The organism is uncultured Psychromonas sp. (genome assembly GCF_947489755.1).
GTDB lineage: Bacteria > Pseudomonadota > Gammaproteobacteria > Enterobacterales > Psychromonadaceae > Psychromonas.
In genome coordinates this window covers 1-12,156 of record NZ_CANLFB010000031.1, presented here as the reverse complement: position 1 = coordinate 12,156, position 12,156 = coordinate 1, and the positions used below count along the sequence as shown (strand labels likewise).

The window sequence follows — 12,156 nt, the reverse complement described above, 5'->3', positions numbered from 1 at the left end:
CGTATTACGTTCGCTTCTTTTAAACTAACCGCAGACATTATTCACTATGACTTCTTTTTAGACTGTTCGCGAAGGTAAGCAATAAAGTTTTTAATACTTGTTAAATTAAGCTCTGCACTCATCATATGATGGTCTAAATCACTGATTTCATGCTCTTGCTTTAGATGCTCTCTGCGAACAACTTCATCTTTTAATTCTATTAATGTTTGCTGTGTTTCATCGATTAGTTTATTTAATCTTTCAGTTGTTAGTACTTGTAAATTACTCATAAGATTTCCTTAGTGCTTAGTTATCTCTTTGATTATTCTATTTTTATAATGGGATGGTGCGTTTAAAGTATGCTACTTACCGTCAAACACACTGCAGGTATGATAAAGAAAACACCTAAAATGTAAGCCAATGCAGCAAACTTGTTTTCCGCTGCTTTCGCACCTAATGCTTCTGCCGCTTTCACAGGTAAGTTACGTAATGCAGGAATACCGTAAATCACTACGACACCTAAAATGTTATAAACCAAATGTATAAAAGCGATTTGTAATGCAGCCTGTGCATTACCGGTTACCGCAGTCGCGGCTAATACTGCCGTCACACAAGTACCGATATTTGCACCTAAGGTGAATGGGTAAATTTCTTTTAATTTAAAGGCACCAGAACCCGCTAGTGGGATCATTAAAGATGTTGTTGTAGATGAAGATTGCACTAACACCGTCACTAACGTACCAGAAGCAATACCAGACATTGGACCACGTCCAATAGCGGTATGCATAATATCTTTGGCTTTACCCACCATCAACTTCTTCAATAACTTACCAACCATAGTGATAGAAACAAAAATTAACACGATGCCAAAAATAATAAGCGCGACACCACCGACTTCATTACCTAATGTATTGGCAGCATCTTTAACAGTATTTACCACTGGGGCAGTCGCTGCTTTTACAAAGTTAAGACCTTTAATCGATGTATCTCCAGCACCATAAAATAAACTAGATAATGACCCTCCTATTTTTTCTAAGAAACCAAATGTAATTTCTAACGGCAAGAAAATAACAACGGATAATAAGTTGAAAAAATCATGCACCGTTGCAGCAGAAAATGCACGTTTAAACTCTTCTTTCGCACGAACATGCCCTAGAGATACAATAGTGTTAGTAATTGAAGTGCCAACGTTAGCTCCCATCACCATGGGTACGGCTAACTCTACCGGTAATCCACCAGCCACTAGCCCAACGATAATTGACGTTACAGTAGAAGAGGATTGAATTAATGCTGTTGCAACAATACCGACAACAAGCCCGGCAAAAGGATTACTCGCAAACGCAAACAATTCTTTGGCGTGCTCTCCCACTGACATTTTAAAGCCACCACCAATCATGCCAACTGCACAAATTAATAAATAAACTAATAGCGCAACTACTATCCATTGCACATAATTTGTATTTTGAGATTTACTTCTTTTTTCATGCATTGTTTCGATATTTTCCATAATAATGCTTCCCTAAAAGTGATGTGATAACAAGGATGCTAATGAATATTCTTTACATAAACATGACCAAATTATTACGTTTTTAATTAAGCAAAAGTAAGCAACAACAAAGATCGTCGTAATAAATCAAACGAATGGCATTAGGAGTTAAATAGATACAGTTTCAACATTATTTTTTGCTAAAAAACACTTATAAATAGCAACAAAAAAAGATAAAAGTACTGAGGAAAGAAAATAAAATGTGGATATTATCCATTAATGGTATTAATAGAATAAATATATTTAATCAGGAAAATCCTTGAAGAATGACAATATGGTTTGTATTGTCATTTTTTATATTTGCCTATTATTTAATGACAGATCTAAATAGAAAAACGATAAGTTTTTCTGCGTAGACAACTTATAAGACCCAATATAAATAAAGAGATAAAACCTAAGCTACCACCACTAGAACTACTCGATGACGTTGTAGTTACCTCTTCCGTTGCATCACTGTCAGCTGTATCATCGGACTCGTCAATATCAGTTGAACCTTCGTCTGAACTATCATCTGAGCTGTCATCTGAACTATCACCTGAACTGTCATCTGAACTGTCATCTGAACTGTCATCTGAATTGTCGTCTGAACTGTCATCTGAACTGTCATCTGAACTATCATCTGAACTGTCATCTGAACTATCATCTGAACTGTCGTCTGAACTATCATCTGAATTGTCGTCTGAACTGTCGTCTGAACTGTCGTCTGAACTGTCGTCTGAACTGTCGTCTGAACTGTCGTCTGAACTGTCGTCTACAACGATAATCTCATCATCACTTGAATCATCTTCTACTATTATTTCACTATCGTCGTTCACGAGTAAAGTTGCTGTAAACAAGGTATCTTCATCAATCACATCTGTTAAATCGAATGTCATTTTGCAGCTTGCTTCATTATCCGCAGTGGAATATAAGTAGGTATTACTACAGTGGTCGCTAACGCTTAAACTATCACTATAAGTTTCATCATCAAATGTTAAATCACCAATAGCGAGGTAACTATCTAAGTCTGAACCATATTGATAAACGCTGATCAAACCTTCAGAAAAACTACCTTGCTCACTATCGTAGCTAGCAACACCTTCCTCAACGACTTGCAGGCCGTCAATATTCTCTAAAATCCAACTACGTAAATTACTAATATTGGTATAAACACCAGGATAATCTGAACAAGTTGATGCCCCCCAGCTAACTAACCCCACTAAACTTAATTGCCCATCAAGCGTTCTAAAAACAGGGCCACCACTATCACCAGAACAGCTATCAATATTCGTACCGTCTGAATAACCGGCACAAAACATATTATCAGTCGTTTTGCCATAACCACTCCAATAACATTGATTTTCAGGTACATAAGGCAAATCTGCTTCTTGTAAAGTAGTTGGAATTTTTTCTGCTGGCGATGCATCATCATCTGCCGACAAAACACCGTAACCAATCGTAGTCAGTAAATCTCCTTCTTCCATCTCATCAAATTGAGATGCTATCGTAAGCGCTGGCCCAGGTTGGTAATAAGAAGTATCTAATTCAAGTAATGCCACATCATAATCAACCGTATCTTCATCGTAATTAGGTTGAATCACTACACGACTCAAACTATGAACGGTAACACCCGCAGACTCCGCTAAACTTGTTGATGAGTAATGCGTTGACTCGCCAATAATAAGGCTATAATAAGATGCGTCGTAAGCAGTAGCATCGCCATTTTCATCATCACTTTCATAAACACAATGTGCAGCTGTCGCCACCCAGTCGGAGCTAATTAACACGCCACCACAAATAAAATCACCCGATTTATAAAGCGCTACCATCCAAGGGTATTCTCGTTGAGCATCATCACCGCCAACGATATAAGTGGAGATACTCGTTGAATAACTACTGCTATCAGTATCTGCTGTACTATCAACTTCAGTAGAAAACCTTAATGAATAACTCTGATAATCATCTTCAGCAAAAGATGGAGATGAAAATATGAAGAACAAACTGAATAAACAGGTAAAAAACGAATATATTTTAGTGGGTAACGTCATAGTAGTATTACTCGTTGTATGTGATGTTTAATATAAGGATGATAAAAGAGTCTAACTCATCATGACAAATGACACATTTAATTACCTTTAATCAATCAATAAGTCGTTATTAATAAAGCTTATGTTAGTAAAAACGAACTTATTAAGTTTAATCCTCCTCTCGGTTAATAGCTGATTGCTATTGTTTACTTCTTTATGCATATTCTTTGAGCTTAACTGAATCTTTATTAAATAAAATGTTTCTCTCGCTCAGGTAATACAGATACCTTTACCATATCGAGTAAACCACTAATCTAATAATAAAAGGAAAAGCTTATGCTCATATACGGTCATCGCAATCGTAATAAGTGAATAAGTTTTGGTGATGAAACTCATTGTCATTTTGCTTATTGTATAGATAGTTTGATATGAAGCATTCTATGGAAATGCTAACGATTAAAACTTATTAGCTCGAATTATACAGACGCAAAGCATAGCACTAAGAAAACCCCAAATTGTGCAAAAAAAAAGGAAGTTTTAAAAATAAGTGAAAAATATTAAGCAGCTACCTTTTGATAAAAAGTAGTAATAAAAAGAGCAGCAATAAAATTAGTTACAAACAATCAATACGCTTGTTATGGTTAAATAGAGCTTTACACAACAACGATGTTCACCCTTTCACTTATCCAGTATGTGGAATGGAACTCGTTATTTCAAAAAATTAGCAGTTAACGATATCTCAAGCACAGCTTCTTAAGCTAAGTGATTACTTACGGCAATGCCTAACTAAACTATTCTTTTAACACTTGCCATGCTTCACAAGCTTTCAGGAACTTTTCTTTGTTTCCGCTCGTTCTATCAGGATGTAATTCAAGCGCTAATCGTCGCCATTGTTGGCGTATCTGTTGCGATGAGGCATCATGATTTAATCCAAATATCTTAAATGCATTCGCTTTATCAATTGAGTTGATAGAGGGAGTAATGGTTTGATGATAACGCTCCCAAAAGCCAGTCAACATAGCTTCTATCTCATCAGTGTTTGTTTCAAAATTCTGCCAATCTAAATAATAATGACGTAATGCACTTTCTTTATCTAATACAATAGCGATATTAGTAGGGGGATGATCAAGTAGCTGGATGTTCATTATTTCAACTTGCAACCATTGTGCAGGTAATAGCATTTCTTGCAGTTGATATAAAGCATTCATCAACAAGAAATTTCTTTTGAATAAGTTTTTATTCGGGTCATTATCTAAATCGTTTAGTAACCCTTTCTTTTGTAACTCGGTTGCTAAATGATGAATTTGACAACGTTCTTGAGCCTCTTTAATTAACGTTAACAAGGGCCAAATTAACGGGTTTTCAATATGATGATTCATCGTCATTTTCAACAACCTAAAAGTAAACAATAAAAAAAGCGAGCATTGATAATGAACAATACTCGCTTAACTTGTCAACTTTTAGGTAGACGCTGAATTAAAATAGGTATTACTTTAATGTATAGCTTAGCTAACACGCTCAAACAGTAAATCCCATACGCCATGACCTAAACGGTGGCCACGAGACTCGAATTTAGTCAGTGGGCGCCAATCAGGACGAGGTGCATAGTCACCTTCAGAGCTGGCATTTTTAAAGTTTGTTGCTGCTTTTAACACTTCTAACATGTGTTCTGCGTAGTTTTCCCAATCTGTCGCCATGTGGATAACACCACCAATCGCTAATTTAGGACGCATATTTTCAATAAAAGCTGGTTGTACAATACGACGTTTATGATGACGCGCTTTATGCCACGGATCCGGGAAATATAATTGGAATGTAGATAAGCTTTTATCTGGGATCATGAATTCTAATACTTCAACCGCATCATGGTTCATTACACGTAAGTTAGTTACGCCGGCTTCACCAGCATCCGCTAAACAAGCACCAACACCTGGACCATGTACTTCAATGCCTAAGAAATTTTTCTCTGGTGCACTTTGTGCCATTTCAATTAATGACTTGCCCATACCAAAACCAATTTCTAATACCACAGGGTTATCATTACCAAATAACTCACTAAAATCGATTTGTTTTTCTTGGTAATCAACGCCCATTGTTGGCCATAGATCATCAATTGCAGTTTGCTGACGTTTAGTCATGCGCCCTTCACGTTTAACAAAAGAACGAATTCTACGAATATATTTCTCTTTCGTGTTTTCAATGTTGTTTTCTTCTGTTCCATTATCTGTCGCAGACTGGTCATGCTCTGTCATTTTTTTACCTTTAAATTGATCGGCTATAACTGTAATTGGGCTAATTAGCAGTGCATTATGCAATGTTATATTAATTGTGCAACTCTGCTAAACTGTCCAGCCCTTTTATTATAGAAGAGTTTCTAGTGAGTGAGTTGCATTTTAGCCAAAGAATCAATGATTGGCACCAACAACATGGCCGTAAAACCTTACCATGGCAGTTAGATAAAAGTTTGTACAAAACATGGGTTAGTGAAGTCATGTTACAACAGACTCAAGTGGCGACCGTGATCCCTTATTTTAATAAATTCATGCGCTCATTTCCTTCTATTTCATATTTAGCGAATGCCCCTATCGATGAAGTATTACATCATTGGACAGGTTTAGGTTATTACGCTCGCGCTCGTAACTTACATAAAGCAGCGCAAATTGTTCGCGATCAGTTTGATGGAAAGTTCCCTGAAGAATTTGATGATGTGATTGCCTTGCCAGGTATCGGCCGCTCTACTGCTGGCGCGGTATTATCGTTAACGCTTAATAAACACTTTTCAATTTTAGATGGTAACGTTAAACGTGTATTAACTCGCCATCAAAAAATTGAAGGTTGGACAGGTGAAAAGAAAGTTGAAAATCAACTGTGGACATTAGCCGATAAACTCACGCCTAAAAAAGACACAAAAATATTTAACCAAGCGATGATGGATATGGGGGCAATGATTTGCACTCGCAGTAAACCTAAATGCGACCAGTGCCCTGTCTCCACTGATTGTTTAGCATTAGCTGATGATTGCATGACGGCATATCCAACCCCTAAGTCTAAGAAAAAAATCCCTACAAAAACGGCAGTGATGTTGGTATTAAGAAATAAACAGCAGTCTATACAGCTTATTCAACGTCCTCCGACAGGGATTTGGGGTGGCCTTTGGTGCTTCCCTGAATTTATCGATAATGAGTCAGCCTTAAAGAGCTTAGAAGCAATCGGAATTACTGATTATCAAGCAACAGAGCTTGCGACTTTCCGTCATACATTTAGCCACTATCATTTTGATATATCGCCAATATTAGTTGAATTTAGCCAACAAGAAACTGAACAAATTATGGAACATAATGGTCAGCTTTGGTATAACTTACAACAACCACAAAAAGTTGGATTAGCGGCGGCGACGAAAAAAATATTAAACACCGTTACTAAAATCACCCACAAGGAATAAATAATGTCTCGTACTGTATTTTGTACTTATTTAAAAAAAGAAGCGCCAGGTTTAGCATTTCAATTAATTCCAGGTGAAACGGGCAAACGTATTTTTGATAACATTAGCCAAGAAGCATGGACAAAATGGCAGCATAAACAAACAATGCTGATTAATGAGAAGAAATTAAATCTAATGAAAGCTGAAGATCGTACGCTTATTCAAGAAGCTATGATCGGTTATTTGTTTGAAGATAAAAATGTAGAGATTGAAGGCTTCACACCTAAAGATTAACTAAATTTAAACGAGGTGTTCAGATTTAAAGCATTTAACGTTCAAAGCACAAGCAAACACGTTAAAAACTGAATAAATCTGTAAAAATAGGTTGACGATAGACTCTAAAATCTATTTAATACGCCTCGTTCCTGCTTAGTTAGCTCAGTTGATTAGTTTCAGTCTGAATTTAAAAGCAAAAACAAAATGCTTCGTTAGCTCAGTCGGTAGAGCAGAGGATTGAAAATCCTCGTGTCCTTGGTTCAATTCCGAGACGAAGCACCATTATTTAGTTTTTACTGATTATTCGGTAAAACAAGAGCGAAAGCTCAGAACGGTTTATGTGCCGACTTAGCTCAGTAGGTAGAGCAACTGACTTGTAATCAGTAGGTCACCAGTTCGACTCCGGTAGTCGGCACCATTTACAAATCATCGTAAGATGATAAAATTTATTAACTAAGTTGATAAATAAGAAGTTTTGCTTCGTTAGCTCAGTCGGTAGAGCAGAGGATTGAAAATCCTCGTGTCCTTGGTTCAATTCCGAGACGAAGCACCATCATTCAAGCCACAATTATTAATTTAATTGTGGCTTTTTTGTATCTGCACGGAAAGTCCTTGGTTTAACTCTTTGTTTAAAATCAGCGAGACGAAACTCCATCATTCAAGCCCATAGTAATTTATTACTATGGGCTTTTTTGTATCTGCACGGAAAGTCCTTGGTTTAACTCTTTGTTGAAAGTCAGCGAGACCAAGCACTATCATTCAAGCCGTTAAAGTGAAAACTTTAGCGGCTTTTTTGTATCTGCACGGAAAGTCCTTGGTTTAACTTTTTGTTGAAAGTAAGCGAGACCAAGCACCATCATTTAAGGCACAATGATTAATTTAGTTGTGGCTTTTTTGTATCCATACAGAAATGTCCTTGGTTTAACTCTTTGTTGAAAGTCAGCGAGACCAAGCACCATCATTCAAGTCACAATTATTAATTTAATTGTGGCTTTTTTGTATCCATACGGAAATGTTATTGGTTAGCTCTTTATTGAAAACCAGCGAGACGAAACGCCATCATTTAAAGCTTTATTCATTTTCTACTAAGATTTTTTGTCTCTAAATGAAAAGCTTTTGATCTCCCTTGTCACTTAAAATCGCAGGTGAATCGCCTATAATGGGTTTCCCCTGCGACATCAACAAAGCAGTGAAATGATTAAAAATTAAAGTGATAACAATAGATAATTTGAGTTCATGAATAAAAGTCGATCGCCAGGCGTTAGTTTTGTTATTATTTCAATTCTGAATAAGAAACGGTTAGTGTATTTATTTGTCATTTATATTGGCAACTAACGAGATTTATATCAGCCTTATCAAATACATTATGATTATCATCGAGCAAGGAAAGCAATTGAATCAGTTAACACAACATTGCAATATTAATACTCTTAAAATAGTCAGTTTAACACTCTGTCTATTATTACTTTCCGCATGTACGCCTGCGCCAGAAAGGTTTTCTGATGATAACCAAGATTACTGTAAAGATATTAGCTTCCAGAAGAGCACTACAATAACTGAGCAGCTCGCGCCCTACTCTCACTATATCAAAGATGGAAAAACCGGCGTTTATGTCTTAGAACAAGGTACAGAGGCGATGTTCACACGAGCTTGGTTAAGTGAACATGCAGAGAAAAAAATTGATGTGCAATATTTTATATTTTCTACGGACAACATTGGTTTATTGGCGATTGATTATTTAGTTAGAGCTGCCGACCGAGGTGTTAAAGTACGAATTTTAGTGGATGACATAATGCTAGATGCTAAAGGTGATGAACTGTTAACACTTAATGCGCATCCAAACATTGCGATTAAAATCTATAATCCCCTCGTCAACACGGGTAAAAATATTGTACAAAAACTCACTAACTTAGTGACTGATTTTCATGCTTTTAACCAACGTATGCATAATAAAACCTTCACTGTTGATAGTGCCGTTTCCATAACAGGCGGACGGAATGTTGCAGATGAGTATTTTGGTTATGACCATGAATATAATTTCAGGGACAGAGACACATTATTAATAGGCCCAACAGCTAATAATATTGAGCAATCATTTAATGAATTTTGGCAACATAGTTTAAGTGTCCCTGTTACCAATTTATTAGCAGATAAAGCAACTGAAGAAACACTCCAAAAACAAGCCCCTAACTTTCAAAAGCTCCATCAGTACGCTTGTAACCCCAAAAACTTTCTACCTGAAGTTAGAGCACAAATAGAAGCAATGCCAGTCGCCTTTAAAAAAGCAGTTGATGATGGTGATGTGCATTGGTTAGATAATATTGAATACGTTTCAGATGCGCCAGGCAAGAACGATGGAACAGTGTTTTTAGGCGGGAGCGGTATTACGACCGAGCGTTTAATTACTCTACTTAAACAAGCAAAGAAATCGGTCGTCATTCAGACACCTTACTTAATAACGACAGACTTAAGTAGAGATATTTTCAAGACATTGGTCGACAACGGTGTTGAGATAAAAATACTAACCAATAGCCTCGCTTCAAACGATAACTTAGAGGCGTTTAGTGGCTACCAAAGAGATCGTGATGCATTATTGAAAACAGGCGTTAACATTTATGAATTTAAACCTGATGCCCAAATAAGACAAAAAGTAATGTCGCAAGAGATGTCCATACAATTAGAACAGGCGCCTATATTTGGTTTACATGCTAAATCAATGGTGATTGATGATAATTTAACGGTGATTGGCACCTTTAACTTAGATCCCCGTAGCGCTAATTTAAATACAGAAAGTGTCGTCGTTATCCCTTCAATAGCGATTGCGAAGAAAGTGAAAGGGGCGATGGTCGTTGAAATGCAGCCAGAGAATGCTTGGGAAGTGACACTAGATTGGAACCCTGACCATCAAGTGGATTTAACTAAACGCTTAAAAGTTAAGTCTCGCATAGTGGTGCCTAAAAGTATTTTATAAACAAGATAAAACGCAGGCAATAACTCGTGTGCTTTAACTATTTTAACAAAGCCATAGAATACGTTAGACTGCGCGTCTCATCATTTTCTTATGCAGATAAACAATGGCTTACCAATTTCAATTTAACCCTATGGTTAACGCAGCAAAAAAGGTTAATTAGATGTTTTACGAAGGAACTGAAAAACGTTTATTAATCTGCACTCACAGCCTTAACTTATTTGATTTTGATGATCAGTTTTGGCAACAGTTAGTTGTAAACTGCGGCGCTGAAATATTATCAAGCATTCAAAATACCCAGCTCAAAGCTTACTTGTTATCAGAATCGAGCTTGTTTGTTTGGCAAGATAAATTGTTATTGATCACCTGTGGTAATACGCAATTAGTGAAAGCCGCTTTGTTTCTTCAACAACAATTGACTAAGCAACAAATAAGCACACTTATTTTCCAACGCCATCAAGCGCTTAAACCACAACTACAGAGCTCTAACTTTCAGCAAGACAGCTCACTGCTAGAAAAACAGTTTAAAGGGCAACAGCAGCACTGGAGAGATGGTTACCAAGGTGATTTGTTTGTGTTTGGAGAAATATCAGAAAAGAATATTACAACACAAAGTATTTATATGCTGCATGGATTAAATGGTCAGCTAGCGACGCAGTTACAAACGGAGACGTTAGATAAACACGAAATCCTAGAAAAGTTAAAGCTAAACGCCTTTTTTGACGATTTAATAATCGACCATTTTAGCTTTGAACCAAAAGGCTATTCATTAAATGCGATTTGCGGTGAAGATTACTTAGCTATTCATCTAACGCCTGAACAGCTAAGTACTTATTTAAGTATTGAAACCAGCTTTTCTATAGAGCAGTGTGCTGATTTCATTGGCTATTTAAAACAGCTTTTTTTACCTAATGATCTTAAGCAATTACATTTCAAGTCCGATAATAAACAGTTAAATATCAGTGTTTTTTAATGGCCTAATAGAAATACTGCGTCCACTTTTTCAGTAATCGTTATTTCATTATTTTGATAGTTTGGCACCATCTGGTCACTCTCAACCATACGCATTAAAACAGGCTGTGCATTATTAGTTTGATAATGAATAGAATACACCTCACCTAAAGAGGCATGATAACTTTTAGCTAGTCCTTTTGCTTTATTGATAGAGTCTTTTACTGCTAAATCACGGGCTTTTAATTGCCATTGAACAGGCTCTTTTAATGCATAGTTAATTTGACCAATATTCGAAATATCACTCTTAACCAAAATTTGTAAGAATTCATTTACCTTAGTCACATCACCCAATTGATAACTTAAATTACGGGTTGCTTTAACACCGACCGGTGTACGTTTTTTCTCAATATATTCATATTCAGGACGCATTTGAAGATCAGATCGCTTTAATAATGCTTGGTCAAAGCCACCCTTTTGTAACTTAGAAAGAATTTGTTGTACTTGTTTATCAACTTCTCGCTTTGCATCATCACTGTCGTTTTCTACAGCAATTGATTGGAACTCTATTCTCACCGTGTCTGGTTTTACTTGAATTTTTGCAGTACCTGAAACTGATACATGTGCTTTGTCTGGTAAATTATTCGCACTTAGCCATGGTGTAGCAACAAACAAAAAACTCACTAATAAAACATTAAATATTTTCATTTTCTCTCTCGAATTAACAACAACCATTTATCATTAACTAATTGACTTATTTTTCACTAAAAAGTTTCATTAATTTGTTAACAAACAAATAAACGTTAAATAAAAGCTCTACAGGTCAATAATATTAACGATCTAACGTTAAAATGGGTCAACCTAAATACTAAGTTAAAGTATAAATTAATTATCTATTATATACTTTATTAATGTTGATTTAACTAATATTAATTCATAGGTTGGACATTAAGAGGTAACCGCGTGCAAACCATATTGCAATCTACCTCTTTTTTTATCTCTGTCTGGG

General features: G+C 36.2%; 10 protein-coding genes and 3 tRNA genes. 7 read left to right on the top strand and 6 right to left on the bottom strand.

The window, feature by feature from the left end; all coding sequences use genetic code 11:
• Positions 1–44: 44 nt before the first annotated feature.
• The 5 genes from Q0794_RS14875 to trmB all read right to left on the bottom strand — a co-directional run bounded on the left by Q0794_RS14875 (position 45) and on the right by trmB (position 5,783).
• Complete coding sequence (locus Q0794_RS14875) at positions 45–269, bottom strand: hypothetical protein (protein WP_298943177.1); 225 nt, start codon at positions 267–269, stop codon at positions 45–47.
• Positions 270–331: 62 nt separating this feature from the next.
• Positions 332–1,468 carry a Na/Pi symporter gene (locus tag Q0794_RS14870; protein WP_298943225.1) on the bottom strand — a complete coding sequence of 379 codons (1,137 nt, stop codon included), beginning with the start codon at positions 1,466–1,468 and terminating at the stop codon, positions 332–334.
• A 380-nt stretch (positions 1,469–1,848) separates the two neighbouring features.
• Positions 1,849–3,552, bottom strand: a complete 1,704-nt coding sequence (locus Q0794_RS14865; RefSeq protein ID WP_298943175.1) for a serine protease — start codon at positions 3,550–3,552, stop codon at positions 1,849–1,851.
• Between the two features lie 770 nt (positions 3,553–4,322).
• Positions 4,323–4,916 (bottom strand): DNA-J related domain-containing protein, encoded by a 594-nt coding sequence (locus Q0794_RS14860; RefSeq protein WP_298943173.1) that lies wholly within the window; start codon positions 4,914–4,916, stop codon positions 4,323–4,325.
• Between the two features lie 120 nt (positions 4,917–5,036).
• A complete protein-coding gene (gene trmB, locus Q0794_RS14855) occupies positions 5,037–5,783 on the bottom strand; it encodes a tRNA (guanosine(46)-N7)-methyltransferase TrmB (protein WP_298943171.1) in 747 nt (248 codons plus the stop codon).
• A 125-nt stretch (positions 5,784–5,908) separates the two neighbouring features.
• Between trmB and mutY the strand changes: the two genes are divergently transcribed.
• The 7 genes from mutY to Q0794_RS14820 all read left to right on the top strand — a co-directional run bounded on the left by mutY (position 5,909) and on the right by Q0794_RS14820 (position 11,169).
• Complete coding sequence (mutY, locus tag Q0794_RS14850) at positions 5,909–6,973, top strand: A/G-specific adenine glycosylase (RefSeq protein WP_298943169.1); 1,065 nt, start codon at positions 5,909–5,911, stop codon at positions 6,971–6,973.
• A gap of 3 nt (positions 6,974–6,976) precedes the next feature.
• Entirely contained in the window at positions 6,977–7,246 is a 270-nt protein-coding gene (locus Q0794_RS14845) for an oxidative damage protection protein (RefSeq protein ID WP_298943168.1), read from the top strand.
• A gap of 188 nt (positions 7,247–7,434) precedes the next feature.
• Positions 7,435–7,510 (top strand) — tRNA-Phe (locus Q0794_RS14840).
• A gap of 60 nt (positions 7,511–7,570) precedes the next feature.
• Positions 7,571–7,646: transfer RNA gene (locus tag Q0794_RS14835), tRNA-Thr, on the top strand.
• A 59-nt stretch (positions 7,647–7,705) separates the two neighbouring features.
• A tRNA-Phe gene (locus Q0794_RS14830) sits at positions 7,706–7,781 on the top strand.
• An 840-nt stretch (positions 7,782–8,621) separates the two neighbouring features.
• Entirely contained in the window at positions 8,622–10,199 is a 1,578-nt protein-coding gene (locus Q0794_RS14825) for a phospholipase D family protein (protein ID WP_298943167.1), read from the top strand.
• A gap of 160 nt (positions 10,200–10,359) precedes the next feature.
• Entirely contained in the window at positions 10,360–11,169 is an 810-nt protein-coding gene (locus Q0794_RS14820) for an S-adenosylmethionine decarboxylase (protein ID WP_298943165.1), read from the top strand.
• Here the strand turns inward: Q0794_RS14820 and Q0794_RS14815 are convergent.
• Positions 11,166–11,855, bottom strand: a complete 690-nt coding sequence (locus tag Q0794_RS14815) for an SIMPL domain-containing protein (RefSeq protein WP_298943163.1) — start codon at positions 11,853–11,855, stop codon at positions 11,166–11,168. The genes Q0794_RS14820 and Q0794_RS14815 overlap by 4 nt on opposite strands.
• Between the last annotated feature and the right edge of the window lie 301 nt (positions 11,856–12,156).

What these genes read in the sequence shown, in the direction of transcription:
- Q0794_RS14875 (WP_298943177.1), bottom strand. Translation starts at nt 269, where the DNA reads ATGAGTAATTTACAAGTACTAACAACTGAAAGATTAAATAAACTAATC.
- Q0794_RS14870 (WP_298943225.1), bottom strand. Translation starts at nt 1,468, where the DNA reads ATGCATGAAAAAAGAAGTAAATCTCAAAATACAAATTATGTGCAATGG.
- Q0794_RS14865 (WP_298943175.1), bottom strand. Translation starts at nt 3,552, where the DNA reads ATGACGTTACCCACTAAAATATATTCGTTTTTTACCTGTTTATTCAGT.
- Q0794_RS14860 (WP_298943173.1), bottom strand. Translation starts at nt 4,916, where the DNA reads ATGACGATGAATCATCATATTGAAAACCCGTTAATTTGGCCCTTGTTA.
- trmB (WP_298943171.1), bottom strand. Translation starts at nt 5,783, where the DNA reads ATGACAGAGCATGACCAGTCTGCGACAGATAATGGAACAGAAGAAAAC.
- Q0794_RS14845 (WP_298943168.1), top strand. Translation starts at nt 6,977, where the DNA reads ATGTCTCGTACTGTATTTTGTACTTATTTAAAAAAAGAAGCGCCAGGT.
- Q0794_RS14820 (WP_298943165.1), top strand. Translation starts at nt 10,360, where the DNA reads ATGTTTTACGAAGGAACTGAAAAACGTTTATTAATCTGCACTCACAGC.
- Q0794_RS14815 (WP_298943163.1), bottom strand. Translation starts at nt 11,855, where the DNA reads ATGAAAATATTTAATGTTTTATTAGTGAGTTTTTTGTTTGTTGCTACA.